Consider the following 26,881-nt stretch of genomic DNA (forward strand, 5'->3'; position numbering starts at 1 on the left):
CCTCGGGTAAAAGGTTGCGAACGAATACGGCACCTTGCAAGGCGGAATTGGGCAAGGCACAAAAAAACGGCGCCTCCGTTGCCCGGAAGCGCCGCTTTTTAATTATTTTGAAGCTTTAGGAAGCTTCCGAGATGAATTTGACGGCGTCGCCAAATGTCTGGATGGTCTCGGCTGCGTCATCGGGGATTTCGATGCCGAACTCTTCTTCGAAGGCCATAACCAGCTCAACAGTGTCCAGGCTGTCTGCGCCCAGATCGTCGATGAAGGACGCGTTTTCGGTCACTTTGTCTTCTTCAACACCCAGGTGCTCAACAACGATCTTTTTAACGCGATCTGCGACGTCGCTCATGTCTATTCCTCATTCCGTTTTCAGGGCCTAGTGCCCGGTTCTGCCCTTGCCCGCTCAGGCTGGCTTTGATTTGCCCGGTGCGGGCGGTTGGGTCCCGGATGACCGGGAAAGTAGAAGGCCGACCATTTGGTCGACCCCAGCATTTATGCGCCGCCTATAGCATAGACAACGCGCGAGGCAAACGCTTTCGCACCTGCCCCTGTCCGCGCTCACAACATGGCCATACCGCCGTTAACATGCAAGGTGGTTCCGGTAACATATCCGGCTTCGGGGCTGGCAAGATACAGTACAGCCGCCGCAATTTCCGACGCATCGCCCATGCGACCGGCGGGAACCTGCCCCAAAATGCCCGATTTCTGATCGTCGGTCAGCTTGTCGGTCATGGCTGTGGTGATGAAGCCGGGCGCAACCGCGTTAGCCGTGATCCCGCGGCTGGCAACCTCATAGGCCAGGGATTTGGTCATGCCGACCATACCTGCCTTGGACGCTGCATAGTTTGCCTGACCGGGGTTCCCAGTGGCACCGACGACGGATGAAATGTTGATGATCCGACCCCAGCGCGCTTTCATCATACCCCGCAGGACGCCTTTGCACAGCTTGGCGGTCGAGGTCATGTTTACGTCGATCACACTTTGCCATTCGTCATCCGACATACGCATGAACAGGTTGTCCCGGGTAATCCCAGCATTGTTGACCAAGATATCAACCGACCCCATCGCCTCAGCCGCTTGCTTTGGCAGTGCGGAAACAGCCTCGCCGTCGCTCAGGTTGCATGGCAGAACATGCGCCCGCTCGCCCAGTTCGGCGGCCAATGCCTCGAGCGGTTCGACACGAGTGCCCGACAACGCAACGGTGGCCCCCGCACCGTGCAGCACGCGTGCAATCTCGCCACCAATCCCGCCGGACGCACCGGTGATCAGCGCATTCTTACCTGTCAAATCAAACATTCGATCTTCCTTTTACAGCGCAACTTGCGTCGCACATTGTTCTTATGATTCGCTCTTAACCACATTCTGCACGTCATCCGGCGTGCCGACAGCCTTGCCAGCAATCGCGCGGTCAATCTTGCGGATCATCCCCGAAAGCGCCTTGCCTGCGCCGATCTCCCAAGTCTCGGTAACGCCCTGCGCGGCCATATACTGCACGCTCTCGCGCCAGCGTACTGACCCGGTGACCTGCTCGACCAGCAACTGACGGATCAGGTCCGGGTCGCTGACGGCTTCTGCGCGAACGTTTGCAATCAACGGAACCGCAGGGGCTTTGATTTCTACTGCCGCCAGCGCTTCGGCCATCACATCCGCTGCAGGCTGCATCAGCGCACAATGGAACGGAGCACTGACGGGCAGCATTACTGCGCGCTTTGCGCCTTTTTCCTTGGCATTCTCGGCTGCACGTTCCACGGCTGCCTTTGCGCCTGAAACAACGACCTGAGTAGGATCGTTGTCGTTCGCGGCCTGACAGACCTCACCTTGCGCGGCCTCTTCTGCGACTGCGCGCACGGCCTCAAGGTCCAGCCCCAGAATGGCGGCCATCGCGCCTTCGCCAACTGGCACAGCGCTTTGCATCGCTTGACCACGGGTGCGCAGCAGACGCGCCGTATCAGCAATCGATAGCGCGCCAGCAGCGGCCAACGCCGAGTATTCCCCCAACGAGTGCCCCGCTACGAACGCAGCATCCGTGACGGCTACACCTTCGGCTTCCAACGCACGCATCGCGGCCATCGAGGTTGCCATCAGCGCCGGCTGTGCGTTCTGCGTCAGGGTCAGGTCTGCAATATCACCTTCCCAAATTAGGGTGCTCAGCTTTTCACCAAGCGCTTCATCGACCTCGTCGAAAACAGCCTGTGCAGCCGGGTAGGCCTCGGCCAGTGCCTTGCCCATACCGATGGTCTGGGCGCCCTGCCCCGGAAAAACGAACGCGCGTGTCATTACAACCTCTTGGATGACGTTAGGTTGCGATGGGGTGTAAACCGAGTGAACGAGCGGCACAAGCTCTGCATCCTGACACGTAAACTGTGCGTCAAAGCCTATTGTGTCGGCCCCGGCTGCATTTAGGGTGGCCACAGCAAACAGATCGGAGTCGCAAACCAATGCCCCTTGCCAACACCACCCAAAGCTATGGAGGCGTTTCGAAAACCTTCCACTGGCTGACAGCCTTGCTCATTCTGACGGCGCTGCCGATTGGGTGGTTTGCAAACCAACTGGCACACGCAATCGAAGACCCGACCATTCCAACGACACCGGAAGACCTGCAACAGGCGGCGCAGCTGTTTTCGCTGCACAAAACTATCGGTGTAACGGTCTTTTTCGTGGCGCTTGCCCGTATCTTGTGGGCGATCAGCCAACCCAAGCCGGGATTGCTCAATGCTGAAAACAAGCCCGAGGCATTTGCGGCTGAAACCGTCCACTGGCTGTTGTATGGCTCGCTGGTTCTGGTTCCCCTGACAGGCTGGATTCACCATGCGGCCACCGAGGGGTTTGCGCCGATCCTCTGGCCGTTCGGTCAGAACTTGCCCTTTGTGCCCAAATCCCCCGCGTTGGCCGAAACAAGCGCCGGGTTACACTTCGTCCTGATGCTGGTGCTGGTCGGTGCTCTGGTTTTGCATATCGTTGGCGCGCTCAAGCATCACGTGATCGACAAAGACAGCACATTGCGCCGTATGATGCCAGGACGGGTGGATTTGCCGGAACCGCCAACGCAATGGCACTCACCTGCCCCCGTCGTCGCAGCAGTCGTGATCTGGGCCGTTGCTCTTAGCATCGGGTGGTTCGACGGAGCCTACTCGGCACATCCGACCGGTGATCATGCATCTGCCGAACTGGAGGCGGTGCAATCCGACTGGCAGGTGCAGGAAGGCACTTTGTCGATCACGATCACCCAGTTGGGCAGCCCCGTCAGCGGAGCGTTCTCTGATTGGACTGCGGCAATCACATTCGACGACCCTGCGGAACCCGGACCGGCCGGGGCTGTTGATGTGACAATCGCCATCGGCTCATTGACCATTGGCACCGTGACACAGCAGGCTATGGGATCGGACTTCTTTGACAGCGCTCAGTTCCCGACCGCAAATTTCAACGCCGAACTGTTTAAGACCGATCTGGCCTATGAGGCACGCGGCACCTTAACCATCCGGGATAAAACCATGGACGTCGTCTTGCCGTTCGAGCTGGACCTGCAGGACGGTACGGCAAAAATGCAGGGTGAATTGGAATTGAACCGTTTGGACTATGACGTTGGCACGTCGCAGCCAACCGAAGATTCGCTGGCCTTTGCAGTCAAAGTAGCTGTTGAACTGACAGCCACCCAAGCCGAATAAAGAAAAAACCGCCGAGACCTGAAGGGTCCCGGCGGTTTCTTTTTGCATATAAGGCGGGCTTACTCGGCCTTTTGCGCCTCTACCGAAATACGAACCTCAACCTCGTCGCTTACAAACGGTGCGAACTGGCCCAGATCGAACTCGCTGCGGACCAGTGTGGTGGTGGCATCAAATCCGGCCCAGGGCTTGCCCGCCATCGGATGCTCGCCAACCTGGTTCAGCTTGGCGTCCAGAACAACCGACTTGGTCACGCCGTTCATGGTCAGATCGCCGGTGATGTTCGCGGTGTTTTCACCGGTGACTTCGATACCGGTCGAGGTGAACGAAATCAGGTCACCCTCGGCGACGCCAAAAAAGTCTTCGGTCATGAAGTGATCTTCGCGCGGCTTCCAGCCGGTGATCATTTCGACCACTGGCATCGACACGCTCACGCTGGAATCTGCCGGGTTTTCCTGATCGAACATGATCTCGCCCTCAAAGCCCGAGAACATGCCAGTCGTGGTGGAAAAACCAAGGTGGTTATAGTTGAAGACAACCTGGCTGTGGCTGGGGTCCAAAACGTATTTCTCGGCGCTTGCAAACGCCGAGGTCGCCGATACGGCCAGTGCAGCAGCAAGAAGGGTGGATTTCATGACTATCTCCAAAAATGTTGTGAGTGCAAACCAGTTGGAATGCTCAACAACAAAAATGTGCCGCCCTTGGGCGGCACACAAGACTTATTCTCTAACAATTTCTGTTCCTAAATGAACAGAAGTGAAAGTCAGGCGAAGATCGTTACACTTCCGCTCAATTGGCCCTTCAGCGCTCGGCCAACATCCGCCGATTGTAGCGGCAACTTCATCAGCAGGCTGCCGTCCACATCATAGAGTTCGACCTGATCATCATCGAACCGTGCACCACCCAAGGTATCATAGCTGCGGCGCAGTACTGTCTGGGGACGCCCGTTTTCATTCTTTTGCAGCACGCGTACTTCGCGGCGGATCGGATCAAAATAGGCATCGGGGCGCGCATCAAGCACCTGAATGGTCAGCAGGCTGACGCCGATCAGTAAGAATGTCAGCGACGCAGCCAGTTTGATCGGCCAAACTTCGGTTGCCATCACCGCGCCAGACATCAGCCACATGGAAAACGCGACAACGATCAACAACGCCCCCGCGATGCGTGCCAGAACGGTGCGTGCCCTCCAATTCGGCGCAAATGCGATAAGAACTGGAACCGATTGATCATAAGTCGTGCTGGTCGCAGACTTCTCGAAGGTATTCGTGTTCATCGCGGTCATTTCTCTGTACCCTAGTTCACGTTGCCGTCTTTGGTTCGGTCTGTCCGGTTAGTTCCCGGTATGCAAAACAACTTTGAGCCGAAAAGCGTCAGGAATTGGGCAGCGCAAAGGAAATAGCGCGACTTCACCAAGGCATGTGTGACGGCCCTTGCCCCCCGACGCGAATGGTGTATATGGGGCCATCCTTCGCAAGAGTTATGAATCGCGCAGCCTCTCGTGGCAGGGTCGCGAAGGACGAACCGGCCCCGCCTTTGAAATGCGCCTTGATAGAAACAGGAGTGCACATGCCACTGTATGAGCATGTAATGATCGCGCGTCAGGACCTGTCCAACGCGCAGGCAGAAAGCCTCGTCGAACATTTCGGCACCGTTCTGGCTGACAACGGCGGCAACGTCGTCGAAAGCGAGTACTGGGGCGTCAAGACGATGGCCTACAAGATCAACAAGAACCGCAAGGGTCACTATTCCTTCCTGAAGACCGACGCCCCCGCTGGCGCCGTTCAGGAAATGGAGCGCCTGATGCGCCTGCATGACGATGTTATGCGCGTTCTGACCATCAAGGTCGACGAGCACAACGAGGGCCCTTCGGTCCAGATGCAGAAGCGCGACGAGCGCGAAGGCCGCCGCGAGCGCCGCTGATCAACGCCTGACGAAAGGACATATACCATGGCCGCAAAACCATTTTTCCGCCGCCGCAAGGTCTGCCCGTTCTCGGGCGATAACGCGCCGAAGATCGATTACAAAGACACCCGTCTGCTGCAACGCTACATCTCTGAGCGTGGCAAGATCGTTCCCTCGCGCATCACCGCCGTTTCGGCGAAAAAGCAGCGTGAACTGGCCCGTGCTATCAAGCGCGCCCGCTTCCTCGCCCTGCTGCCCTACGCTGTGAAGTAAGGAGAGACTGATATGCAAGTTATCCTGCTGGAACGCGTTGCGAAACTGGGTCAGATGGGCGACGTCGTTGACGTCAAGCCTGGCTACGCCCGCAACTTTCTGCTGCCCCAAGGCAAAGCGCTGAGCGCTTCGAACGCCAACATTGCGTCGTTCGAATCCCAAAAAGCGCAGCTTGAGGCGCGCAACCTGGAAACCAAGAAAGAAGCTGAATCTCTGGCTGAAAAGCTGGACGGTCAGCAGTTCATCGTGATCCGCTCGGCATCGGATGCTGGTGCTCTGTACGGTTCGGTCACCCCGCGTGACGCCGCAGATGCCGCAACCGAAGCTGGTTTCACCGTCGACAAAAAGCAGATTGCTCTGATCGCTCCGATCAAAGAGCTTGGCCTGCACTCGCTGGCGGTCAAGCTGCACCCCGAGGTCGAAGTCAAGATCCAAATGAACGTTGCCCGTTCGCAAGAAGAAGCCGAACTGCAGGCTTCGGGCAAGTCGATCCAGGAACTGGCTGCCGAAGAAGAGGCCGCCGCAGAATTCGAAATCGCCGAACTGTTCGACGATATCGGTTCCGCAGCTTCCGACGATGACGATTTGGTTGCCGAAGAGGCCCCGGCTGAGGAAGACGAAGCCAAAGCCTGATCCGGCTGCCTTTGAAAGATTGATTGGCCGCGCCGAAGGGCGCGGCCTTTTTTTGTGTTCGAACCCCAGACCGTGACAAAGAGTGACGTCAAGCACGACCAGGAATTTGGATTGAAATTATGCTATCCTACGGTCACGCGGCCCCTGCCGCCCCAGCCGCATTTTTCTGAAGTTCATTTTATCAGCAATTTGCGTGATCGCACATCTGGGCGGATCGCGATCCGACAGGAGAAACCACTATGGCATCCTTGTGCAACTACATCGTCGTGAATGATGGCTCTTTTTCTTTAAACCCCGGTGAAAGCCAGACCTTCAGCGACCCGATCCCTTCCAACCTGATCATCGGAACCAACCGCGCGAAGCCTATCCTTGCCTTCAAAGCTTGGGCAACGCCGTCCGGAGGGGCTTTTCAGATCGAAATTAACGACACCTTCGTTTATGGCCCGTCCATATCCGGCGGCGACATTCGCGGATTATGGGAGGCCTTTCCCGGAACCGTCCTGAACCCGGGGATCAACAACACCGTTCAGTTTCGCGCGACAGAGAACAAGATCTGGTTTGCCGATATCATTCTGTGGTTCCAGGTCGAAATTTAACGACCCGCCTACCCGACCTGACAATTACGGAACACTCTGGCACCGGGTTATGACGCAACGGGACCCGGCATAAATCAGCGCGCGGACTGTGTGTCTGCTTGCGGTTGCATTCGACGGGACTATCATGCGGCCAAACCCCATCCGGAGACTACACATGCCCCACTACACGCGCCGCGCTTTACTTGTTGCATTACTCGGCGCACCTGCCCTGGCTGCCTGCGGCGGCTTGGATGGCAAGCAGAGCTCTCGCAATGCCCCTTTTGATCCTCCGCTATACCCCAATGAGACCCCAGAATTGCGTGCATCAATCAACAAGTGGGCTGACCATTATGAACTGCCGCGCGAGCTGTTGCACAAGCTCGCCATAAGGGAAAGCACGCACCGGCCATGGGCCGTCAACAGGCCATATTACGGGTTGCTGCAGATCCTGCCCGCGACAGCGCGAACCATGGGGTACAGAGGCAACGCTCAGGGTTTGTTGGATGCAGACACCAATCTGGAGTTTGCCGGAAAATACCTGCGTGGGGCGTGGCTCTTGTCAGACGGCGACCAGAAGCGGGCTATTTTCCTTTATGCCAAAGGTTACTATCCCGAGGCGAAGGCCGCCGGGATGCTGGTTGAAACTGGCCTAAGGTCAGAGTGACGTTGGGTAAGGATATAGCTTGTCATTAGCGTAAAGGTTGCAATAATGACTTATGTAATCGCTAAGGTATTCTGTTGCCATAACCACGCATTATGCCTAAGCGATATGCATAATTAGCTTGCGTCAGGCACCACAGTTGACGCAACGTATTCGGTGAAATGGACAGATTTGGCATGTCTTTGGGGAAAGATTTGCCGCCGCAAAGGTTGGACAGGTGAAACTTATAGACTTGGCCGCGATCGACCACGAGGAAAAGTCGGCAGCCGACATAATTAATGCTGTCTGCGATGAATTGGGTTTCGATTACGCGTCTTATGCCACTTTTAACCCTGTAAAGGGTGACGTGCAGGGGTATGCCAACTACCCGGACGAATGGAAGATTCACTATGGCAGCCAAGGCTTCCACCATTTCGATCCGACCTTGTATCAATCTGCGCTCAGCATCGCTCCGGTAGACTGGGGCAGATTTAATCACGACGAAAAGTTCCATTCGGTTTTTCGGGATGCGCATGATTTTGGCATTACTTCCCGTGGCTTAACCGTTCCGGTACGTGGCCCGTACGGGGAATGTGGCCTGCTGAATGTGACCCGAAATTGTTCGGATTCCGAGTGGGCAAAGCTGAAGAAACATGTGATGGGGGATCTGCAGATGGCCGCAGTTACAGCGCATGATACCGTGATGCAGTCTGGCCTGCTGGCCAAAGCACTGTATTTACCAGCCCTTTCGACGCGAGAGAAAGAGATCCTGCAGTGGGTTGCGGACGGAAAATCACAGCAAGACATCGGTGATATCCTGTCGATTTCCCACCGAACCGTCGAAGTTCATATGCGATCCGGGCGTGAAAAAATGGGCGCGTTGACAACACCGCAAGCCATTGGAAGAGCTATTGGATTGGGCCTAATTGCCCCAGGATAATCAAAAAAGATCAAAAAATACGGGAAACCCCCAATAGTCTTAGCTCAAATCTTAGTTAACGTCATCCTTACGGTAACCAGACTGTAGGGGGATGGAAATGATCATCGTAATTGATGGTATCAACCAGAATAAGTTTAAGCATGTCTTGGACGAGATGTACAAACTGCGCGCGCGCGTTTTTGGCGACCGCCTTGGTTGGGATGTAAATATCGTAGACGGGCGCGAACGCGACCATTTCGACGACCTTCATCCAGCACATGTAGTTAGCATCGACGACGAGGGGGACGTTGTCGGGTGCATGAGACTACTGCAAACGACCGGGCCACACATGCTGTCCGACGTTTTTCATTCAATCCTGGACGGCGAACCGCCGATCCGCAGCGCGCAGGTCTGGGAAGCAACCCGGTTTTGCGTCGACACCAAAAAGCTTGGGCGAGGACGTGGGGAAAACTCGGTATCCTATGTCACCAGCGAGATCATGATTGGCTCGTTCGAATATGCCAAGATGGCCGGTGTTCTGGACTCTATCGCCGTGATCGATCCGGTGATGAACCGCGTCCTGCAACGGTCCGGTAACGCGCCTTACGACTATCTTGGAACTGCCAAGCCAATGGGCAAGGTTGTGGCCATGGCCGCCCTTATGGACTGTTCGGATGAACGGATCGCTGGAATTCGGGATTACGCCGACATTGAACACGATGTCTTCCTGACTGAAGAACAGGCGCTGGAGTTGTTTGAGGGTGCAAAGACCAAGCCAAGTGCCGCAAACTACGACCACCAGCCGCTGACTCAGTTGGAAAAGTACTTTGTCGAACAGATGAGTTCGGCAACATCGAAAACCGAAGTCGAGTCTGTACTGAAGCTGATCGAGGCGCTTTCAGACCGCTTTACGCCAGAGCAGAAGACCGCTCTGCTAAGACCCCCCCGTGCTTTTGCTCATGAGGCCTGACCCCCTCACCTCATAGGTTAAAGCCACCCAAGCGGAGCCGTCTTTTTCCAGACGGCTCCGTATTTTTTTGCGCCCATAGGGATGGGCGGACGAGGATTACTCCTCGTCCAGTGCCTCAACGGCTTTCTGCAGATCATCTTTGCTGACTTCTTTGTCCGCGACCTGAGCCAGTTCAAAGACATAGTCGATGACTTTGTCTTCGAAGATCGGCGCGCGCAGCTGTTGCTGCATCTGAGCGTTCTGCTGCACAAACTCAAAGAACTGACGTTCCTGACCCGGGTACTGACGTGCCTGGTTCATGATCGCCTGGGTCATCTCGGAATCGGTGACCTCAACCTCGGCCTTCTGGCCCAGTTCAGCCAACAACAGGCCCAGACGCACGCGGCGTTCGGCCAGTTTGTTGTGCTCGTCTGTCGGCTCGATTTCGGCGTGGTCGTGACCTTCCACTTCCGGGTTTTCCTCGTGCCACAGCTGATGGGCGATCTGCTTGGCTTCGGCTTCAACCAGCGACGGAGGCAGGTCGAACGAGACCTTCTCGTCCAGCGCGTCCAGCAGGCCACGCTTCATGACCGCGCGCGATGCACCGGAATATTCCGCTTCTAAGCGCTCGGCGATTTGACCTTTCAGCGCGGCCAGATCTTCTGCACCGAACTTGGTCGCCAACTCGTCGTTTACCTCTGCAGCAACGGGTTCCTTCACCTCTTTGATAGTGCAGGTGAATACGGCGTCTTTGCCGGCCAGATGCTCTGCACCGTATTCCTCGGGGAAGGTAACGTTGACGTCTTTGACTTCTTCGGCCTTCACACCAACCAGCTGCTCTTCAAAGCCGGGGATGAAGCTGTTGGAACCCAGAACCAGCGGATAGTCTTCAGCCGAACCGCCTTCGAACTCTTCGCCGTCAACCTTGCCAACAAAGTCGATCACAACCTGATCGCCGTCCTTGGCTTTAGAACCCTTGCGGCGCGTTTTGAAGTCCTGCGCGGTTTCGGCCAGGCTGTTCAGCGCTTCTTCGATGGCTGCATCGTCCGCTTTGACAACCAGCTTTTCCAGCTCGACCGATTTCAGGTCAACTTCGGGGATCGCAGGCAGTGCCTCATAGGACATTGCGACCTCGACGTCGTCGCCTTCTTTCCAGTCTTCGTTGGTCATTTTGACCTCGGGCTGAAGCGCAGGGCGCTCGCCGCTGTCTTCAAAATGCTGGTTCATCGCACCATCGATGCTTTCCTGCATCGCTTCGCCCAACAGGCGCTGACCGAACTGCTTTTTCAGCAATGCCATCGGCACTTTGCCTTTGCGGAAACCCTTCATTTCGACTTCCGGCTGCGCTTCGACCAGTTTCTCGTTAACTTTGTCGTCCAGCTCGGCTGCGGATACGATGATATTGTAGCCGCGTTTCAGACCTTCGTTCAGCGTCTCGGTAACCTGCATTATGGTAGTCCCCATAGGATTCGGGGCGCGCAAAACGGCGCGCCGGGCAAATTTGACGCCTTCTATTTGCCCAGCCGCTTACGTGCAAGAGGCAATGGCCAGATCAGCCTTGTTTTGCCGCCGATTTGAACAAAAAAACGCCCCAGCCAAACTGGGGCGCCGTTAGTTTACGGGGAAACGTCGTCAGAACTTCCAGAGCGCACCCAGTACCCATGCTTCGTTCTTGTCAAAGTCGACCGTGTCGTCAAAATCGTGGTTGCGGTATTTCAGGTAGGCATCCGTGTTGATCGCGTCGATCCGCTGAACAACGGCAATACCCCAGGACTTGGTGCTGGACCCCTGATTTTCGAAATCAGAACCGTCGAAATAGTCGATACCAACGCCGGTTTTACCCCAGGACACCCAATCCCCTTCATAAGCAAGCTTGGTGTACCAGTAATCCGGATCGCTGGCGCCGGTAGAGGTATCGTCCCGCGTGCCGAGGGCTGCAGTAAAGCTGAACCCGCTGGGCAACAGGACGGACGCGGACCCGATGGTATCCTTGCGTTCGCCGGGTTGGCCGTCGAAATCCCTTACTGCGTAGGCAATGCTCGCTGCGAACTCTACACCGTTGGTGAAGGTGTTCCGGTACTTGACTGCGAGATCGTAATAATCGTCGTCGTCGCTGCTGGACAAGATGTTCTGACCATAAGCAATCGCCGCTGAGAAGCCGTTGAAATCGGGCGTGTCATACCGGACCCTGCCCCGACGCGCGCCATCAAAGTTGCTGGCCGAGTCGCCAACGGTGATGCCACTCAAGACACCGTCTGCTCCCCGGTAGAAAAACGCGCCGTTTTCATCGTTCGTAAAAGAATACAAAGCCGTCCCGACGTAGGACAAATCAGTCTCGGCGGCCCCGTCCGAGGCCATACTGCCCTGACCGGCAGAGAACTTGCCGTATCCACCTTTGAGCGAGAAATCGACGTGGCGGATATCTTCACGGCTCCAACCGTTGGTGTTGGTACCATCTTGGTTGGCTGTCCCGGTACTTGGCAGACCCAAACCGGTTTCGAACCGGAACATGAACTCATTGCTGCCATAAGGTTGCATGACGCGCAAACCCACGCGGCTGTTGGACAGGTCATTGTCCAGCAACCGGGTCTCGGTCTCCTGGCCATCATCGACCGATACGATCACCGGATCGAGCTGACCGTACAGCACCACATAACCGCCGCTGTTATTTTCGTACTTCAATTCAGCGGCGGCAGGGATCGCCGTGGTCATCGCCAGAACAGCGGCAACCGAGGGAAGTTTCAAATTCACTGTCATTTTATTCACCTTGAACGTTTCGTTTGTGGGAACCGCCAAAAGAAAAACCGATGTGACGGACCACTCCGCAAGGAACCGAGTTAGTCGCGTTTAGGATTTCTGCCTTACGGTTCAAATCGGCAGAAAGTAAATTTTAATCATATCAAAGATTTGGCTACCAAGACTTCGTAGGCAGGAAAATCTGGGTACAAGTCTGCCACTCTGTCTGATGTCTTTCAAAAGGAATGACATGCACTGATGCGTATACGTGCGGCTATTTCTTGCCGAACGCTGAAAAAAGCGGCTAGTTTCCGCCCATGCGTCATTTAGCCAAACTCCGAAAAACCGCAGGTAATTGCTCGGGTAAGTCCTCGGCAATCAACCCGGGGCCGAAATGGCGCGCACATTCCACATGCAGCCAGGCCGCCGTTTCCGCAGCCTGCATCGGAGCGAACCCACGCGCCAGCAACCCGGTGATAAACCCGGCAAGCACATCACCAGAGCCAGCCGTCGCCAACCACGGTGCCGAACGCTCATAATGGGCCGAATTGATCGCGCAGCGCCCATCCGGCGCGGCAATCACCGTGTCCGACCCCTTGAACAGAACGACGCACCCTGCCCGCTTGGCCGCCTCACGCGTTGCGTCGACCTTGGAATAGGCCGGGCCTTTGGTTGGAACCGCCTTGAGCTTTTCAGATATGTCAGGGAACAGCCGTGCGAACTCTCCACCATGCGGTGTGAGAACGCAATTATCGTGCAATTGGTCAAACAGAGCCGCAGGGTCGTCCGCAAACGCGGTCAAAGCGTCGGCATCCAAAACCGTCGCCCGATTTGCCGCCAGAGCAACCGGCACCAGATCCCGCGCACGCTCCAATCCCAGACCAGGGCCAAAGCAAAGGGCATTCAGCCGTTCATCGTCGAGAACATCGGACAACTCGTCGCCACCCTCAACCCGTTGCAACATGATGGCCGTAACCTGTGCCGCAACCTCCATCTGCGCCGCCGGGGGAACCCCCAATGTTACCAACCCGGCCCCAATCCGCAAAGCGCCGCGCGCCGCCAATTGCGCCGCGCCGGTCTTGCCAGAACCACCGGACAGGATCAGCGCATGTCCATGGGAATACTTATGATCCGTTTCGCTTTTTGCTGCGGAAAGACCGTCTTCAGAAACCAACTGAACGATTGCGCTGGCTTCCTTTTGCACAAGCCCGATCTGTTTTGTCCGGACCAATCCGCAGTTTGCGGGGCCATCGTTGATCATATGGCCGATCTTCTTGTCATGAAAAGTAACAGTGAGATCAGCAGCGATGACATTCCCAAGAATGCACCCACTGTCAGCGCACAGCCCGCTTGGAACGTCGATTGCAACGACCCGGACATCATTATTTCGCAGCAAGCTCCTTGCCCGCTCAAATGCTAAAAGTGAAAAGACTCCTCCGAAAGGGCGCGTCAGACCAGTTCCGAACAACCCATCAATTACTAAGCTTGTACCGGGTTGGAATCGAAAGGTATCATCTTCCAGCGGAGCCGGATCAATCCGTCGAAAACTGACTTGGTTCTTGTTTCTCCATTTCTCAAAATTCGTTCGCGCATCGGGCGGTAGTTTTTCCGGATCGCCATACAGGTATACATCGATCTCCCAACCCCACTCTTTCAACAACCGCGCAACGACGAACCCATCACCGCCATTGTTGCCGGGGCCACACAAAACCACAGCACGCCCCGAAGTTTTCGCCAACTCCGGCCATTCCTCAAAAACCGCCTCGACTACCCCGCGACCGGCGCGCTCCATCAGCTCCAGACCGGTCACCTGTCCGGACTCAATCGTCGCTGTTTCAATTGCTCGCATCTGCGCCGCTGTCAGCAATTCCGTCATCTCAAATCCTCTGGTGATTCAGTTTCGCTTACTTTTTGTGCAAGTTGATCAAAAATTGATCCGACGCCCATTTTCTCAGCGCCCGGCTCGGGCCGATATCGCAATCACATTGCCGCCCGAATTTAGACGTGGTCAGTGCCAAACTGACAAGAGTTAACAGGAGCCCGGAATGAAGAAGATCGAAGCGATCATCAAGCCGTTCAAACTCGATGAGGTTAAAGAGGCGCTGCAGGATGTCGGCGTCCAGGGTCTCAGCGTGATCGAGGTTAAGGGCTTTGGCCGTCAAAAGGGCCACACCGAACTGTATCGCGGCGCGGAGTACGTCGTCGATTTCCTGCCCAAGGTGAAGGTCGAGGTTGTGCTGGACGACGATCAGGTCGACGCAGCCATTGATGCCATCGTCTCGGCAGCGAAAACCGACAAGATCGGCGACGGCAAGATCTTTGTCTCGCCCGTTGAACAAGCCATTCGCATCCGGACCGGGGAAACCGGCCCGGAAGCGCTGTAACAGAACAAACTCAAAGCAGAGGAATATTAAGTTATGAGCAAGGACGCAGTTCTTCAGCTGATCAAAGACGAGGACGCCGAGTACGTCGACGTTCGCTTCACTGATCCCCGCGGCAAGCTTCAGCACGTCACGCTGATGGCTGATCAGGTTGACGAAGACTTCCTGGAAGAAGGCTTCATGTTCGACGGTTCGTCCATCGCGGGCTGGAAGTCGATCGAAGCATCCGACATGAAACTGATGGTCGACACCGACAGCGCATATGTCGATCCGTTCTACGCGGAAAAAACCATCTGTGTGCACTGCTCGGTTGTTGAGCCCGACACCGGCGAAGCCTATGAGCGTGACCCGCGCGGCACCGCTCAGAAAGCCGAAGCCTATCTGAAAGCATCGGGTATCGGTGATGTGGCCTATATGGGCCCTGAAGCGGAATTCTTCTTGTTCGACGACGTCCGTTTCTCCAACAGCATCAACAAGGTATCTTACGAAGTTGATGCGACCGACGCGTCGTGGAACACTGACACCGAATACGAGATGGGCAACATGGGCCATCGTCCGGGCGTCAAGGGCGGCTACTTCCCGGTGAACCCGATCGACGAAGCGCAGGACCTGCGTTCAGAAATGCTGTCGACCATGAAGCGTCTGGGCATGAAGGTCGACAAGCACCACCACGAAGTGGCGTCGTGTCAGCACGAGTTGGGTCTGATCTTTGACAGCCTGACCAAACAGGCCGACGAGCTGCAGAAGTACAAGTACATCATCCACAATGTTGCGCACGCCTACGGTAAATCGGCCACGTTCATGCCGAAACCGATCGCAGGTGACAACGGCACCGGCATGCACGTGAACATGTCGATCTGGAAAGACGGCAAGCCGCTGTTCGCAGGCGACAAATACGCCGATCTGTCGGATGAGGCACTGTACTTCATCGGCGGCATCCTGAAGCACGCCAAAACGCTGAACGCCTTCACCAACCCGGCGACCAACAGCTACAAGCGTCTGATCCCTGGCTTTGAGGCCCCAGTTCTGCGCGCCTATTCGGCCCGTAACCGTTCGGGTTGCGTCCGTATTCCTTGGACCGAAAGCCCGAAAGCCAAGCGCGTTGAGGCTCGTTTCCCCGATCCAGCGGCGAACCCCTACCTGGCATTTGCCGCTCTGCTGATGGCCGGTCTGGACGGCATCAAGAACAAGATCGATCCGGGCGAAGCCATGGACAAGAACCTGTACGATCTGCCTGCCGAAGAACTGGCCGATATCCCGACCGTCTGCGGCAGCTTGCGCGAAGCTCTGGAAGCTCTGGCGTCGGATCACGACTTCCTGCTGCAGGGCGACGTGTTCACCAAGGACCAGATCGACGGCTACATCGCACTTAAGATGGAAGAAGTCGAAACCTACGAGCACACCCCGCACCCGGTTGAATACGGCATGTACTACAGCTGCTGATCCGATTTGCGGTTTAAAATTCAAGGGCGTCCACTCGGGCGCCCTTGTTTCGTTTGGTACGATCTCTCACACTCGACCCACCCGGTTAGGAGAGATCGCATGTCATCAGACGCCCCCTTTTCTCAATTCACAGACTTCGTGACTTCGAGCGATGAACTGGAGCGCATAACCGGAGCGCCCCTGCCCCAGATCATCGCCAAAGAGCTGTCCGGGCTGGACCAGATGTGCCGCGACTTTATTGCCAAGTCCACATTCTGCCTGATCGCATCAGCCAACCCAGGTGGTCATCTGGACATCTCGCCCCGAGGTGATCCAGAAGGGTTCGTAAATGTGTTATCCGACACAATGATCGCAATCCCTGATCGACCCGGCAACAAGCGCGTGGATACGTTCCACAATATTTTGCTGGACCCACGTGTCAGCCTGATATTCTTCGTGCCGGGCAAGATGGAAACTCTGCGCCTTCGTGGCACTGCCCGTTTATGCAAAGACCGCGACTTGCTGGATAGCATGGCAATAAACAACCGCTCGCCGAAACTGGCCTTGGTTATTCACGTCGAAACAGTGTTCGCACACTGCCCCAAATGTGTGATCCGCGCGAACTTGTGGCAACCGGAGGAATGGCCGGATTCCTCGGACCTGCCCAATATGAACGCGATGATGGTCAAACACGCCAAAATCGACAAAACACCCGATGAGTGGTTTGAAAGTCTGAAAGGCACCGGAGAGCTGGACCTGTACTAACGTCTTTTCGGACAGAGAAATGCAGCGTACTCTTTTCCTGACAATGCAATTTTCCGGGTTTCCCTGATGCTTCGCTTCGCTCTCTTGTTCGCCCTATCCCTTCCCGCCCATGCTTCCGCGGCACCTTGCGGCAACACCAGTAGCGGCTTTGAGACATGGAAGAGGGACTTTGCCAAACAGGCGAAACGCGCGGGCGTCAGAAAGAAAGGATTGCAGGCACTGGCCCAATCCCAATACGCCACGCGAACCATAGCCGCGGACCGCAATCAAAAGAGCTTTAAATACTCGTTAGACAAGTTCATGCGCGTCCGAGGGGCAGACACCATCGTGGCGCAAGGGCGCAAACGCAAAGCGCGCAACCCACAATTCTATGCGGCACTCGAACGTCAATACGGCGTACCGGCCGGGGTGCTGATCGCCATTCACGGCATGGAAACCGGGTTCGGAAACTTCATGGGGGACAGTCAGGTTGTTTCCGCAATCACAACACTGGCCTATGACTGCCGCAGGTCCGAATTTTTCATTCCTCACGCGATCGGGGCGCTGAAGCTGGTCGATCAAGGCAGCATTACGACAGCGACAAAAGGGGCAAAACATGGCGAACTTGGGCACACCCAGTTCCTACCGGGCAATGCCATGCAATACGGGGTTGATGCCACCGGCGACGGTCAGGTCGACTTTTACAATATGACCGATGCATTGGCCTCAACTGCCAATTTTCTGCGTAAGAAGGGCTGGAAACCCGGTCGGGGCTATCAACAGGGTCAGCCAAACTTTGCAGTCATTCAACAGTGGAATGCCGCCTCGGTTTACCAACAATCCATTGCAATAATGGCTGCCCGAATCGACGGTTGAAGCTGGCTTGGGATTCCGGCAGTTACACCCGATTTTGGCCACATTGTCGCCACAGACGTCAAAAGGCCCTTAAAATGCCTAGGTTTCCATAGCGTAATCAATCCGCGCGATTTCTCATTTTTTTCCATTTTTGCCCAAATCTGCCCCAGATCGCTTGCTAGATTGTTTCCAAACACAGGATGCGACAAAGGACAGCGCAGTGACTCCGAAGCACAGCTATCACGGTGGTCTACAATTCAACGGTAAGACCGAAAACGCGGTCGAGCGTTTCAGCGACATCGTTGCCAAGACCCTTGCGGACTATGGTCACCTGGTCGAGCGTAAGTCTCTGCAGAACGACACCGAAGCAAGCATTGTGTCCAGCCAGTATCTGGTGCGCCTGACGCTGGATACCAAGGTCGCCGAAACCGAAGACCGGTTCGAGCGCCTTAACCGCGCCGCAGGTTTGAAGACAATCCAGAAACCGATTGTCACCCCGCCGAATAACCGGCTGACGATCACTGTGACCCCCGTTTCCCCCCTATTGGATGACAGCGAAGTTTCCGAGCTGATGCTGGTCGTGATCCTTTACAGAATGGTTGACGTCTGCGCGACGCAGCGGGTCGAATGGCTGTCGCCCAATGCCGTTTTGACCATCGAACAATTCATGAGCGCATTTGACACGCTGGCCCCAAGCAGACCGCGTGACAGAAAACAGATTTTCGAGGCAGTGACAGGCCCGTTTGCCGGACTGAATGTTACTGACGCAGAAGACCTGGATGAGCCAGAAAAAAAGGCGCTGACCCCAGTAGCCCGGCCAATCCAGCTGTCAGATGAGCAGTTGCTCAGCATCGCTTTTCGGACAGAACCTATCGAGCAGCCTACCGATCGGGACGACACGCCCCCCCTCGTCCACGAGCAACCCAGCGATATCCTTCGACTGACCAGTTGGGGATTGACGGGTGCCGTGGCAAGCGTGTCCGTCCCGATTGCGGCCTCTTTGGCCGCTGTGAACCTGATAAGGGGCGAAGACTTCCGCCTGAACACTCAGGTGCTGGTATATTCGGTCGCGATCTCCGCTCTCAGCACAAGCGGGGCACTCGCGGGCGCTGCCAGCGCGCTGGGCATGTAGCCTGGTATGAAATGACCCTCCTTGGAGGCCCCGCCGTCAGGCGGGGTTTTCCATTTTTGGCACCTGCTCTGCCGCCAGAACATATGTATGGATCGAGAAAACCACGGCCTGTGTCTCAGGCAGTCGCAACAGCGTCTGCCGCTCACTTCGCAGGAACCGCGCGTGTCCTGGTTTCTGCGGGGCCCGCCGGTCGTTTGCACTGCGGGGTTGATGCAGCTCAGCGTCCTCATACCACAGCGCATTGAACCGCCACAGAGGGCGTCCCGGTTGTATCCCGTCAAACAACCGTTGAACTCGACGGGCGATGTCGCCGTTGTAGTTGTCAACAGGCAGATGGATGTCGATCAGGGGCCGCATGAATTTCTCGGATAAACGCCAACTGGCAGGAAAACACAGGATAGCTCCGGTCAGAACATGTTCATCCCCCTGCTTTTGCAGGATGCAGAAATCTTCCTGCACCAATCGGCACAGCGTATCCAATGGCTGATCCTGATCGATCGATACACCTGTCCCGTCCGGGCGAGCGACGTGATCTGTACACGCGGGATAGGCTTGGCTCAGGACAAGATCCAACAACTCCTGCGCAGCGGGTTTAGCGCCTGCATCCATCGCCAGAACATCCGAACGATGACTAACCAACAGGTCCTCGCGTCTTTGCATCTGGGCGGCAAACGCATCATCGCGGTGCAACCAGTTGTCCATGCTTGCTGGCTGAATGCCTGGCAAAGGGCGCTTGTTCAGCGGGTCATACGGAATTGAAGTCTGAAGAATGGGCGTCATGAATTTGACGTATCATCAGAATTTCCGCTTGTCGGTCAAAAAGCGACGAACGCACCGTCGCAAACCTTCAAGACGCCGAGAGATTGATTCTTCACGCTCAAAGAACAGGCAGGGAGACCCACCATGAACCGACACTACCGCGACAGCCGCAAGATCGACCCGACCAAAGGTGCGACTCTTGGTGATGGTACCCCGAATGAAAACGACCGGATCGAAATTGGCCCGACGCAGCTTGCGTTTTCAGAATGGGAAAAGGCCGGCCTTGCCCTGCCCGATCTGGCCCGGATGCGCGAACACCGGTGGAAACGACTGACGCAAGCCATTGTCGACCGCGGTTATGGCGGGCTGCTGATGTTCGACCCGCTGAACATTCGTTATGCCACCGACAGCACCAACATGCAGTTGTGGAACACGCACAATCCGTTTCGCGCGGTGTTGCTATGCGCCGACGGCTACATGGTGATTTGGGACTATAAGAACTCTCCTTTCCTTTCCACGTTCAACCCACTGGTGCGCGAGCAACGATCCGGCGCCGACCTGTTCTACTTTGACCGGGGCGACAAGGTAGATGTGGCAGCGGACGTGTTTTCAAACGAGGTGCGCGTTCTGATCGACGAACATGGTGGCGGCAACAAGCGCCTCGGCGTGGACAAGATCATGCTGCACGGCCTGCGTGCGCTTGAGGCGCAAGGCTTCGAAATTATGGAGGGCGAAGAGGCTACGGAAAAGACCCGCGCCATCAAAGGCCCGGACGAAATCCTTGCCATGCGCTGTGCCAATCACGCCTGTGAAACCGCTGTGGCGGAAATGGAGAAATTCGCGCGCGCCAATGTGGGAGACGGCAAAACCTCGGAAGACGACATTTGGGCGGTTCTGCACGCAGAAAACATCAGGCGCGGCGGCGAATGGATTGAAACCCGCCTGCTGGCTTCAGGTCAGCGCACCAATCCTTGGTTTCAGGAATGCGGTCCCCGGATCACCCAACAGAATGAGATCATCGCCTTTGACACCGACCTGATCGGATCCTACGGCATCTGTATTGATATCTCGCGCACATGGTGGATCGGGGACGAAAAGCCCCGACCGGACATGGTGTACGCCATGCAGCACGCGCATGAGCATATCATGACCAACATGGAGATGTTGAAGCCCGGTGTGATGATCCCGGAACTGACAGCCAATGCACACAAGTTGGACGACAAGTTCCTGGCGCAGAAATACGGCTGCCTGATGCACGGCGTCGGCCTGTGCGATGAGTGGCCTTTGGTTGCCTACCCGGACAAGTCAGTGGCGGGCTCTTACGACTACGCGCTCGAACCCGGCATGGTCCTGTGTGTCGAGGCTGCCGTTGGAGAGGTTGGCGGAGATTTCTCGATCAAGCTGGAGGATCAGGTTCTGATCACCGAAGACGGCTATGAGAACCTGACCACCTATCCCTTTGATCCGCAGCTTATGGGGCTGAGCTGACGTTTCAGTTCGACCAATGTGACCGCCTGACATTTCCGTGCCAGTCTTCGGACACGGGATCAGCAACCTGCGCCTCAGTAGATGCCACCGGCGGCAGGGTTTGACCAAGCGCAAATCCGATCACCCCAGCCAGAGCAATCACGGCCAGTATATCCGGGCGTAGAACCACGCCCCTTGGATCCATTGCAGTATGTGCCATTTGAACCTCCTGGGCTGCACGTTTGCGATGATCGTAAGATGGGGACGTGACGGAAATTAGTAAAACGAATATTTTTTAGAATATACTTCACGAAATTTGATGCTTTAGGTTCACAGGGCGGACAAAGGATTGCGCTCAATCTGTTCGCTTCACTCACCTTCCCGTGACGCTTCTTACAATGGGGTTGAGCGGCCAGTAGGAAGCACACACTATTGGTCATCCCGACGAACAAGGAACTGTCATGCCCACCGAACGCATTACCTTTGCCGGTCACGACGGCAACCAATTGGCCGCGCGCCTGGATCTGCCGGACGGGCCGGTCTTGGCCACGGCGCTATTTGCGCATTGTTTCACCTGTTCCAAAGACATCCCTGCCGCGCGCAGGATTGCGGCCCGACTGGCGGCGATGGGCATCGCCGTTCTGCGATTTGATTTCACCGGGCTGGGTCATTCCGGCGGGGAGTTTGCCAACACAACCTTCACCTCCAATGTCGAAGACCTGATCGCAGCCTCGCATTATCTGGCTGGCCGCAACATGGCTCCGGCATTGCTCATCGGCCATTCGCTGGGTGGTGCCGCTGTGTTGCGCGCCCGTGCTGGCATTCCCAGCGTCAAGGCCGTGGTCACTTTGGGTGCCCCTGCAGATCCGGGCCATGTAGCGCATCACTTTGAAGATGCGCTGCCTGAGATCACGCAGGCTGGATCGGCGGACGTGATGTTGGGCGGGCGTCCTTTCCGCATCGGCAAAGCCTTTGTGGATGATATTTCCGAAGCGGCCCTGATACCGGCCATCGCAGACCTGAAGGCCGCTTTGCTGATCTTGCATGCGCCTCGGGACGAGACCGTAAGCATCGACAATGCCAGCACAATCTTCCTAGCCGCCAAACATCCCAAGAGCTTTGTGACCCTCGACGATGCCGATCACCTGATTACCCGCGCATCCGATGCGGAATACGCGGCGGACGTGATCACCGCGTGGGTAACGCGCTACGTCAAGCTCTGCCCGCCTGCGCCACCACCTGGTGCGCCCGAAGGTGTTGTACGAGTGACCGAAGCTGATCCGGAAGGGTTCCTGCAGGACATTCAGTCCGGCCCACGCCACCACGCTGTCGCGGACGAGCCCGCCTCATACGGCGGCACCGACCGCGGCATGTCGCCCTACGGGTTCGTGTCATCTGGATTGGGTGCTTGCACATCGATGACCATCCGCATGTACGCGCGGCGCAAGCGGTGGCCGCTGAAAACCGTCTCGGTCGATGTGTGCCACAACAAGGTCCACGCACAAGATGCCGGGCTGGCCAACGAAGGAAAAGTCGATCAGTTCCGCCGCAAGATTCGCCTTGAAGGCCCGTTGACGGCTGAGCAGCGCACCAGATTGCTGGAGATCGCGGACAAATGCCCGGTCCACAGAACCTTGGAAGGGTCAGCCCAGATCACGACGGAATTACTGGACTGACCCGTCAGCTCACCGCCGCCCTGCGGGACGGTGAATAGGCGGCCGTGCCGCCGGGGGTCGTGCAACCGGTGGCCGTGGCCTGTTCGGCGGTCGCGACACCGGTGGTCTGTTCGGTGGCTTGGCGATTGGCGGAACGGGACGCGCAGGGGGGCGACCATCGGGCGGCCGGGGGCGATCCGGTCGGTCGATATCAATATCCACGTCTACGTCGTGATAGTAGTCGTTCCACAGCATCGAGTCGTAGAAGGGGTCATACCCGTATCCCACTCCGACTGTGACGCCGTCACAGGCCGAAAGCGTCAGACTTGCTGCACCCAATCCAAGGGCAAGGGCTGCGCGTTTGATCAATTTGCGGGTCATGTGCGCCTCCTCACTGCAGGGACCGGAACGACGCGAACACGGCGTTCAGATCGTCCACATAAGCCGGATCAGCACCATCGCGTAGGATCGCCACGGCAATGGCCACGCGCCCCTTCGGCAAGTCAATCACGGAAACTGTGAAGTTCACACCACGCCCTTCGCGACTGCCGGTCCCGCGAATGACACGCGCGGGCAACCCGCCAATGCGCGTCGTGGTGGTCTCGGACACAGTTGGATCCTTGACTAGAAACCTGTCGATATCCTCAAGATACCGAAGACCGCCCTCGATCGACGTTACACCTGCAGGCGACACAAAGCCCATCCAGACATTATCGTCCGTGACTGGCCGCATCCCCATGACCCGGGCCACGGCACGTGCATCGCCCAGCTCGGTATCTTCAATTTCGCGCGGGCCGCCGGTGCGCAGCGCCCAGAAATCGGGTACAGAAAAGCCGAATAGCGCGCGCCCGTTGTCCGTATAAGTGACAGGAGTGTCGGCGGATGCCGTCCCGACGCTCAGCAAAAGCGAAGCGCAAACAGCGAGTGCCGAAGCTAATTGAATACGCATATCTCAATAACCTGATGATTTCATTGAGTGCAGATTGGCCTGTAGTGGCCCCTTTTGTCCAGCATCCCGATCTGCGGGTACAAAAAAACCGCGCCGGGATATCTCCGGGCGCGGCTTCGTCAGATTTGGATTGGTTGGCAATTACGAGCGTGCGTCGCCCACCAGTTTCCACAGGCCAGGGATCAGCAGTGCAGCCAGCACCAGCTTGATCGCGTCGCCCACCAAGAAGGGTGTCAGACCCCACTGCAGGATCGGCTGGTCCCATCCGTACAGCTGACCCAGCCACAGCAGACCGGGCACGTAGATCACGACATTTGCCAGAACCAGAGCCAACGCCATCTTGCCGAACGAACGGTCCCAGCCTCGCGCGGCCAGCGCGCCCAACAGAACGGTTGCCAGCAGGTAACCGACCAAATAGCCGCCAGTGCCGCCCATCATGTAAGTCAGACCGAATTTTTCGGCCGAAGAGCCTGCGAACACATCGAAGCCCAACGCGCCGATCAGCAGGTAACCCAGCATGGTGACCAACCCCAGACGCGTTCCATAGGCGGTGCCGATAGTCAGCACGGCAAAGGTGCCCATTGTGATCGGGACAGGCCACATCGGAACCTTGATCTTGGCGGCAATTGCCAGCGCAAGAATACCCAGAGCGACCAGCACAATCTGTTTGACACGCAGCGCGGTGCCTTCGCGCGGGCCAATCGCATTGGCCAGTACATTCGCATTCATTCTTATGTCTCCACCTATTTTCAACTGCAGAAATGCCCGCTTAGAGCATTGACTGCAACATGATTACGCTATCTTAACCGATATTCGGTGCTCATTTCATAAGATTTTCTGGGTCCCGAAACGATCCAGCGCACGGACCAGACTGGCCAGGCCGAAAAATCGTAGGCGGCATCATAGCTGTCGGGCGGGCAATCGTGGTGGTCAGACGCATGTGTCTGCCCCAAGGCCAGCCGGTGAAAATAGCGGCCGTCGTCAAAATGTATGGCAATCGCCGCACCCGCCGCGTGCCACAGGTACTTGCGCGTACCTTTCATCTCGGCTTGCCCCGGCACACGCAGCGTGACTTCTTCGTCGTATATCAAGCCGTCCTCGGTCGGACTCAGGACCGTGTGACCATCGGCCTGCACCACCTGCCCCGCCTGCGCATCCAGAATGGTTCGGGTCAGGCTCCAATGGCCTTCGAAATCCGACAGTCTGCGCGGCAGGCTCATTCGGCAATTGTCCCGTCGGTCGTGGCACCGTTATCATCAACGAACCGGATCACTTTGCCACTTAGCTGGACATCATAGCAGGCCCAAAAATCCGAAGGCGGCCAGACCGAGCAATAACGATCCTCGCGCACTGCCCACCGCCCTGCGCTGGGCCCGCCCGAGAAATACTGCGTCAGCATCGTATCATCGAAGGTCTGCCAGATACCTTCCCCGTAATCGAGCTTCTGTCCGGTCAATGCCGACAGAATTTCATCCCCCGTCAGCGTTCTGAACTCCTCAGCCGCCAGAAAACCGGGCCAAAGGGCCAAAATCAGGGCAAACCGTCTCATCTTTGCACTCGCGCCTTGTTCCTTTGCTTGCGCAGGTTTAAACCCCGCCGCAACGCCTCCTGCCAAATCACAATAAGGTGCCGCTGCCAATGATTCCACGCTATTCCCGCCCCGATATGGTCGCCATCTGGTCGCCCGAATCCAAGTTTCGCATCTGGTACGAGATCGAGGCACATGCCTGCGACGCCATGGCGGATCTGGGTGTGATCCCACGCGAGAATGCTGAGGCTGTCTGGAAGGCCAAGGATGTGGAATTCGACGTGGCGCGCATCGACGAAATCGAAGCGGTTACCAAGCACGACGTCATCGCCTTCCTGACCCATTTGTCCGAACATGTCGGCAGTGAAGAGGCGCGTTTTGTCCACCAGGGCATGACAAGCTCGGACGTTCTGGATACTTGTTTCAACGTGCAACTGACCCGCGCCGCCGACCTGCTGATCGCAGATCTAGAAGGTCTGCTGGCTGCCCTGAAACGCCGCGCGATCGAACACAAGGACACGATCCGCATCGGCCGCAGCCACGGTATCCATGCGGAACCCACCACCATGGGCCTGACTTTTGCGCGTTTCTACGCCGAGATGGACCGCAACCTGTCCCGCATGCGCGACGCCCGCGCTGAAATCGCCACTGGCGCGATCAGCGGCGCGGTCGGCACCTTCGCCAATGTTGACCCGCGTGTGGAAGAGCATGTCTGTGACCAGCTGGGTCTGGTGCCCGAGCCGATTAGCACTCAGGTCATCCCGCGCGACCGTCACGCCGCCTTCTTCGCCACGCTGGGCGTCATCGCCAGCAGCATCGAGAACGTCGCTATCGAAATCCGCCACATGCAGCGGACCGAGGTGCTGGAGGGGGCAGAGTTCTTCTCGATGGGTCAGAAAGGCTCCTCGGCCATGCCACACAAGAAAAACCCGGTGCTGACCGAGAACCTGACCGGGTTGGCTCGCATGGTACGCGCGGCAGTGATCCCGGCGATGGAAAACGTGGCGCTCTGGCACGAGCGCGATATCTCGCATTCCTCGGTCGAACGCATGATTGGGCCGGATGCCACGATCACGCTGGATTTTGCACTGGCGCGACTGACAGGTGTGATCGACAAGATGTTGATCTTCCCCGAGAACATGATCGAAAACATGAATAAGTTCCCTGGTCTAGTGATGAGCCAGCGGGTTCTGCTGGCGCTGACACAAGCAGGTGTCAGCCGCGAAGATGCCTATGCCATGGTTCAGCGCAACGCGCTGAAAGTCTGGGAACACCGCACCGATTTCAAAGAAGAACTGCTGGCAGACGCTGACGTCACCGCCGCACTAAGCCCGGAAGAAATCGAAGAGAAATTCGATCTCGGCTATCATACCAAACACGTTGATACGATCTTCGCCCGTGTGTTCGGCGAATAAACCGCGATTGATCAAATGCTTCGCAGGGCCCGGTTCGCGTGACGTGATCCGGGCCCTGCTCTTTTGCCAGACAGGCCAAAACAGGCTATGATGCCCGCGTATGTCCGGACAGGAGAAACACGATGATCCGCACTTTGATTTGCGCTTTGGCTCTTAGTTGTTCAGCCTCCGTTGCCTTGGCTTGTAGTGGCCATTCCAAGCAAACCCAGTCCTGCGCGCCGGGCACGTATTGGGATGCAGAAGCCCAAACCTGCGCCAAAATTGTGAATAGCTGAGAAAAAATTC

General features: G+C 56.7%; 31 protein-coding genes. 16 read left to right on the plus strand and 15 right to left on the minus strand.

Annotation, left to right across the window (positions count from 1 at the left end; translation table 11 throughout):
• Positions 1-115 precede the first annotated feature (115 nt).
• The 3 genes from AC2FIB_RS14690 to fabD form a co-directional block, all read right to left on the minus strand.
• On the minus strand, positions 116-349 hold the full coding sequence (locus tag AC2FIB_RS14690) for an acyl carrier protein (protein WP_005982462.1): 234 nt from the start codon (positions 347-349) through the stop codon (positions 116-118).
• 209 nt (positions 350-558) lie between these two features.
• Positions 559-1,296 (minus strand): 3-oxoacyl-[acyl-carrier-protein] reductase, encoded by a 738-nt coding sequence (gene fabG, locus AC2FIB_RS14695; RefSeq protein WP_058274008.1) that lies wholly within the window; start codon positions 1,294-1,296, stop codon positions 559-561.
• A 42-nt stretch (positions 1,297-1,338) separates the two neighbouring features.
• Positions 1,339-2,277: an ACP S-malonyltransferase gene (gene fabD, locus AC2FIB_RS14700; RefSeq protein ID WP_496735871.1), complete on the minus strand. Its 939-nt coding sequence runs from the start codon at positions 2,275-2,277 to the stop codon at positions 1,339-1,341.
• A 161-nt stretch (positions 2,278-2,438) separates the two neighbouring features.
• On the opposite strand from fabD, the gene AC2FIB_RS14705 reads away from it, so the two are divergent.
• Positions 2,439-3,665, plus strand: a complete 1,227-nt coding sequence (locus AC2FIB_RS14705; protein ID WP_496735872.1) for a cytochrome b/b6 domain-containing protein — start codon at positions 2,439-2,441, stop codon at positions 3,663-3,665.
• Between the two features lie 59 nt (positions 3,666-3,724).
• Here AC2FIB_RS14705 and AC2FIB_RS14710 read toward each other — a convergent pair whose 3' ends face one another.
• Positions 3,725-4,297 carry a YceI family protein gene (locus AC2FIB_RS14710; RefSeq protein ID WP_109311412.1) on the minus strand — a complete coding sequence of 191 codons (573 nt, stop codon included), beginning with the start codon at positions 4,295-4,297 and terminating at the stop codon, positions 3,725-3,727.
• Positions 4,298-4,425: 128 nt separating this feature from the next.
• Entirely contained in the window at positions 4,426-4,944 is a 519-nt protein-coding gene (locus AC2FIB_RS14715) for a hypothetical protein (protein ID WP_108860342.1), read from the minus strand.
• Positions 4,945-5,228: 284 nt separating this feature from the next.
• On the opposite strand from AC2FIB_RS14715, the gene rpsF reads away from it, so the two are divergent.
• The 7 genes from rpsF to AC2FIB_RS14750 all read left to right on the plus strand — a co-directional run bounded on the left by rpsF (position 5,229) and on the right by AC2FIB_RS14750 (position 9,574).
• Positions 5,229-5,582 (plus strand): 30S ribosomal protein S6, encoded by a 354-nt coding sequence (rpsF, locus tag AC2FIB_RS14720; RefSeq protein ID WP_082637099.1) that lies wholly within the window; start codon positions 5,229-5,231, stop codon positions 5,580-5,582.
• Between the two features lie 27 nt (positions 5,583-5,609).
• Entirely contained in the window at positions 5,610-5,837 is a 228-nt protein-coding gene (gene rpsR, locus AC2FIB_RS14725; protein WP_005982441.1) for a 30S ribosomal protein S18, read from the plus strand.
• Between the two features lie 12 nt (positions 5,838-5,849).
• On the plus strand, positions 5,850-6,470 hold the full coding sequence (gene rplI / locus AC2FIB_RS14730; protein WP_058277502.1) for a 50S ribosomal protein L9: 621 nt from the start codon (positions 5,850-5,852) through the stop codon (positions 6,468-6,470).
• A gap of 239 nt (positions 6,471-6,709) precedes the next feature.
• A complete protein-coding gene (locus tag AC2FIB_RS14735) occupies positions 6,710-7,066 on the plus strand; it encodes a hypothetical protein (RefSeq protein ID WP_472724008.1) in 357 nt (118 codons plus the stop codon).
• A 154-nt stretch (positions 7,067-7,220) separates the two neighbouring features.
• The gene (locus AC2FIB_RS14740; RefSeq protein WP_496735875.1) at positions 7,221-7,709 is read left to right on the plus strand and encodes a transglycosylase SLT domain-containing protein; all 489 of its coding nucleotides are present in this window, start codon (positions 7,221-7,223) and stop codon (positions 7,707-7,709) included.
• A 214-nt stretch (positions 7,710-7,923) separates the two neighbouring features.
• The gene (locus tag AC2FIB_RS14745; RefSeq protein ID WP_058274014.1) at positions 7,924-8,625 is read left to right on the plus strand and encodes a LuxR family transcriptional regulator; all 702 of its coding nucleotides are present in this window, start codon (positions 7,924-7,926) and stop codon (positions 8,623-8,625) included.
• A gap of 97 nt (positions 8,626-8,722) precedes the next feature.
• Positions 8,723-9,574 carry an acyl-homoserine-lactone synthase gene (locus AC2FIB_RS14750; protein WP_496735877.1) on the plus strand — a complete coding sequence of 284 codons (852 nt, stop codon included), beginning with the start codon at positions 8,723-8,725 and terminating at the stop codon, positions 9,572-9,574.
• Between the two features lie 96 nt (positions 9,575-9,670).
• Here AC2FIB_RS14750 and tig read toward each other — a convergent pair whose 3' ends face one another.
• The 3 genes from tig to AC2FIB_RS14765 form a co-directional block, all read right to left on the minus strand.
• A complete protein-coding gene (gene tig / locus AC2FIB_RS14755) occupies positions 9,671-11,002 on the minus strand; it encodes a trigger factor (RefSeq protein WP_496842311.1) in 1,332 nt (443 codons plus the stop codon).
• Between the two features lie 183 nt (positions 11,003-11,185).
• On the minus strand, positions 11,186-12,310 hold the full coding sequence (locus tag AC2FIB_RS14760) for a porin (protein ID WP_496696825.1): 1,125 nt from the start codon (positions 12,308-12,310) through the stop codon (positions 11,186-11,188).
• A 301-nt stretch (positions 12,311-12,611) separates the two neighbouring features.
• A complete protein-coding gene (locus AC2FIB_RS14765) occupies positions 12,612-14,165 on the minus strand; it encodes an NAD(P)H-hydrate dehydratase (protein ID WP_496842312.1) in 1,554 nt (517 codons plus the stop codon).
• A 169-nt stretch (positions 14,166-14,334) separates the two neighbouring features.
• Here AC2FIB_RS14765 and AC2FIB_RS14770 point away from each other — a divergent pair, with 169 nt between their 5' ends.
• The 5 genes from AC2FIB_RS14770 to AC2FIB_RS14790 all read left to right on the plus strand — a co-directional run bounded on the left by AC2FIB_RS14770 (position 14,335) and on the right by AC2FIB_RS14790 (position 18,823).
• Positions 14,335-14,673, plus strand: a complete 339-nt coding sequence (locus tag AC2FIB_RS14770; RefSeq protein WP_282151514.1) for a P-II family nitrogen regulator — start codon at positions 14,335-14,337, stop codon at positions 14,671-14,673.
• A gap of 33 nt (positions 14,674-14,706) precedes the next feature.
• Complete coding sequence (glnA, locus tag AC2FIB_RS14775) at positions 14,707-16,113, plus strand: type I glutamate--ammonia ligase (protein WP_496723459.1); 1,407 nt, start codon at positions 14,707-14,709, stop codon at positions 16,111-16,113.
• A gap of 99 nt (positions 16,114-16,212) precedes the next feature.
• Positions 16,213-16,857: an MSMEG_1061 family FMN-dependent PPOX-type flavoprotein gene (locus AC2FIB_RS14780; protein WP_496735882.1), complete on the plus strand. Its 645-nt coding sequence runs from the start codon at positions 16,213-16,215 to the stop codon at positions 16,855-16,857.
• 66 nt (positions 16,858-16,923) lie between these two features.
• Positions 16,924-17,712 carry a lytic murein transglycosylase gene (locus AC2FIB_RS14785; protein WP_496735884.1) on the plus strand — a complete coding sequence of 263 codons (789 nt, stop codon included), beginning with the start codon at positions 16,924-16,926 and terminating at the stop codon, positions 17,710-17,712.
• Between the two features lie 199 nt (positions 17,713-17,911).
• Positions 17,912-18,823, plus strand: coding sequence for a hypothetical protein (locus tag AC2FIB_RS14790; protein WP_496735886.1), 912 nt, complete (start codon positions 17,912-17,914; stop codon positions 18,821-18,823).
• Between the two features lie 36 nt (positions 18,824-18,859).
• Here the strand turns inward: AC2FIB_RS14790 and AC2FIB_RS14795 are convergent, their stop codons facing one another.
• Positions 18,860-19,603 carry a heme-dependent oxidative N-demethylase family protein gene (locus AC2FIB_RS14795; RefSeq protein ID WP_496735888.1) on the minus strand — a complete coding sequence of 248 codons (744 nt, stop codon included), beginning with the start codon at positions 19,601-19,603 and terminating at the stop codon, positions 18,860-18,862.
• Positions 19,604-19,726: 123 nt separating this feature from the next.
• Between AC2FIB_RS14795 and dddP the strand changes: the two genes are divergently transcribed.
• A complete protein-coding gene (dddP, locus tag AC2FIB_RS14800; protein WP_496842313.1) occupies positions 19,727-21,070 on the plus strand; it encodes a dimethylsulfonioproprionate lyase DddP in 1,344 nt (447 codons plus the stop codon).
• Between the two features lie 4 nt (positions 21,071-21,074).
• On the opposite strand, the gene AC2FIB_RS14805 is transcribed toward dddP, so the two are convergent.
• The gene (locus AC2FIB_RS14805; protein ID WP_496735892.1) at positions 21,075-21,269 is read right to left on the minus strand and encodes a hypothetical protein; all 195 of its coding nucleotides are present in this window, start codon (positions 21,267-21,269) and stop codon (positions 21,075-21,077) included.
• 241 nt (positions 21,270-21,510) lie between these two features.
• Between AC2FIB_RS14805 and AC2FIB_RS14810 the strand changes: the two genes are divergently transcribed.
• The gene (locus AC2FIB_RS14810) at positions 21,511-22,725 is read left to right on the plus strand and encodes a bifunctional alpha/beta hydrolase/OsmC family protein (RefSeq protein ID WP_496735894.1); all 1,215 of its coding nucleotides are present in this window, start codon (positions 21,511-21,513) and stop codon (positions 22,723-22,725) included.
• 9 nt (positions 22,726-22,734) lie between these two features.
• Here AC2FIB_RS14810 and AC2FIB_RS14815 read toward each other — a convergent pair whose 3' ends face one another.
• The 5 genes from AC2FIB_RS14815 to AC2FIB_RS14835 form a co-directional block, all read right to left on the minus strand.
• Positions 22,735-23,085 carry a hypothetical protein gene (locus AC2FIB_RS14815; protein WP_108860327.1) on the minus strand — a complete coding sequence of 117 codons (351 nt, stop codon included), beginning with the start codon at positions 23,083-23,085 and terminating at the stop codon, positions 22,735-22,737.
• A 10-nt stretch (positions 23,086-23,095) separates the two neighbouring features.
• Positions 23,096-23,653, minus strand: a complete 558-nt coding sequence (locus tag AC2FIB_RS14820) for a hypothetical protein (protein ID WP_496735896.1) — start codon at positions 23,651-23,653, stop codon at positions 23,096-23,098.
• Between the two features lie 141 nt (positions 23,654-23,794).
• Positions 23,795-24,382 carry a biotin transporter BioY gene (locus tag AC2FIB_RS14825; protein WP_496735898.1) on the minus strand — a complete coding sequence of 196 codons (588 nt, stop codon included), beginning with the start codon at positions 24,380-24,382 and terminating at the stop codon, positions 23,795-23,797.
• Positions 24,383-24,450: 68 nt separating this feature from the next.
• Complete coding sequence (locus tag AC2FIB_RS14830; RefSeq protein ID WP_496735899.1) at positions 24,451-24,873, minus strand: DUF6314 family protein; 423 nt, start codon at positions 24,871-24,873, stop codon at positions 24,451-24,453.
• Entirely contained in the window at positions 24,870-25,202 is a 333-nt protein-coding gene (locus tag AC2FIB_RS14835) for a hypothetical protein (RefSeq protein WP_496735901.1), read from the minus strand. The genes AC2FIB_RS14830 and AC2FIB_RS14835 overlap by 4 nt, the downstream gene beginning before the upstream one ends.
• A gap of 89 nt (positions 25,203-25,291) precedes the next feature.
• Between AC2FIB_RS14835 and purB the strand changes: the two genes are divergently transcribed.
• Positions 25,292-26,596 carry an adenylosuccinate lyase gene (gene purB / locus AC2FIB_RS14840; protein ID WP_496842314.1) on the plus strand — a complete coding sequence of 435 codons (1,305 nt, stop codon included), beginning with the start codon at positions 25,292-25,294 and terminating at the stop codon, positions 26,594-26,596.
• Positions 26,597-26,881 lie beyond the last annotated feature (285 nt).

The organism is Ruegeria sp. YTSA072, assembly GCF_059610285.1.

Bases quoted from the DNA above. Each gene is read 5' to 3' on its own strand.
- AC2FIB_RS14690 (WP_005982462.1), bottom strand. From the start codon at position 349: ATGAGCGACGTCGCAGATCGCGTTAAAAAGATCGTTGTTGAGCACCTG.
- fabG (WP_058274008.1), bottom strand. From the start codon at position 1,296: ATGTTTGATTTGACAGGTAAGAATGCGCTGATCACCGGTGCGTCCGGC.
- fabD (WP_496735871.1), bottom strand. From the start codon at position 2,277: ATGACACGCGCGTTCGTTTTTCCGGGGCAGGGCGCCCAGACCATCGGT.
- AC2FIB_RS14705 (WP_496735872.1), top strand. From the start codon at position 2,439: ATGCCCCTTGCCAACACCACCCAAAGCTATGGAGGCGTTTCGAAAACC.
- AC2FIB_RS14710 (WP_109311412.1), bottom strand. From the start codon at position 4,297: ATGAAATCCACCCTTCTTGCTGCTGCACTGGCCGTATCGGCGACCTCG.
- AC2FIB_RS14715 (WP_108860342.1), bottom strand. From the start codon at position 4,944: ATGACCGCGATGAACACGAATACCTTCGAGAAGTCTGCGACCAGCACG.
- rpsF (WP_082637099.1), top strand. From the start codon at position 5,229: ATGCCACTGTATGAGCATGTAATGATCGCGCGTCAGGACCTGTCCAAC.
- rpsR (WP_005982441.1), top strand. From the start codon at position 5,610: ATGGCCGCAAAACCATTTTTCCGCCGCCGCAAGGTCTGCCCGTTCTCG.
- rplI (WP_058277502.1), top strand. From the start codon at position 5,850: ATGCAAGTTATCCTGCTGGAACGCGTTGCGAAACTGGGTCAGATGGGC.
- AC2FIB_RS14735 (WP_472724008.1), top strand. From the start codon at position 6,710: ATGGCATCCTTGTGCAACTACATCGTCGTGAATGATGGCTCTTTTTCT.
- AC2FIB_RS14740 (WP_496735875.1), top strand. From the start codon at position 7,221: ATGCCCCACTACACGCGCCGCGCTTTACTTGTTGCATTACTCGGCGCA.
- AC2FIB_RS14750 (WP_496735877.1), top strand. From the start codon at position 8,723: ATGATCATCGTAATTGATGGTATCAACCAGAATAAGTTTAAGCATGTC.
- tig (WP_496842311.1), bottom strand. From the start codon at position 11,002: ATGCAGGTTACCGAGACGCTGAACGAAGGTCTGAAACGCGGCTACAAT.
- AC2FIB_RS14760 (WP_496696825.1), bottom strand. From the start codon at position 12,310: ATGACAGTGAATTTGAAACTTCCCTCGGTTGCCGCTGTTCTGGCGATG.
- AC2FIB_RS14765 (WP_496842312.1), bottom strand. From the start codon at position 14,165: ATGACGGAATTGCTGACAGCGGCGCAGATGCGAGCAATTGAAACAGCG.
- AC2FIB_RS14770 (WP_282151514.1), top strand. From the start codon at position 14,335: ATGAAGAAGATCGAAGCGATCATCAAGCCGTTCAAACTCGATGAGGTT.
- glnA (WP_496723459.1), top strand. From the start codon at position 14,707: ATGAGCAAGGACGCAGTTCTTCAGCTGATCAAAGACGAGGACGCCGAG.
- AC2FIB_RS14780 (WP_496735882.1), top strand. From the start codon at position 16,213: ATGTCATCAGACGCCCCCTTTTCTCAATTCACAGACTTCGTGACTTCG.
- AC2FIB_RS14785 (WP_496735884.1), top strand. From the start codon at position 16,924: ATGCTTCGCTTCGCTCTCTTGTTCGCCCTATCCCTTCCCGCCCATGCT.
- AC2FIB_RS14795 (WP_496735888.1), bottom strand. From the start codon at position 19,603: ATGACGCCCATTCTTCAGACTTCAATTCCGTATGACCCGCTGAACAAG.
- dddP (WP_496842313.1), top strand. From the start codon at position 19,727: ATGAACCGACACTACCGCGACAGCCGCAAGATCGACCCGACCAAAGGT.
- AC2FIB_RS14805 (WP_496735892.1), bottom strand. From the start codon at position 21,269: ATGGCACATACTGCAATGGATCCAAGGGGCGTGGTTCTACGCCCGGAT.
- AC2FIB_RS14810 (WP_496735894.1), top strand. From the start codon at position 21,511: ATGCCCACCGAACGCATTACCTTTGCCGGTCACGACGGCAACCAATTG.
- AC2FIB_RS14815 (WP_108860327.1), bottom strand. From the start codon at position 23,085: ATGACCCGCAAATTGATCAAACGCGCAGCCCTTGCCCTTGGATTGGGT.
- AC2FIB_RS14820 (WP_496735896.1), bottom strand. From the start codon at position 23,653: ATGCGTATTCAATTAGCTTCGGCACTCGCTGTTTGCGCTTCGCTTTTG.
- AC2FIB_RS14825 (WP_496735898.1), bottom strand. From the start codon at position 24,382: ATGAATGCGAATGTACTGGCCAATGCGATTGGCCCGCGCGAAGGCACC.
- AC2FIB_RS14830 (WP_496735899.1), bottom strand. From the start codon at position 24,873: ATGAGCCTGCCGCGCAGACTGTCGGATTTCGAAGGCCATTGGAGCCTG.
- AC2FIB_RS14835 (WP_496735901.1), bottom strand. From the start codon at position 25,202: ATGAGACGGTTTGCCCTGATTTTGGCCCTTTGGCCCGGTTTTCTGGCG.
- purB (WP_496842314.1), top strand. From the start codon at position 25,292: ATGATTCCACGCTATTCCCGCCCCGATATGGTCGCCATCTGGTCGCCC.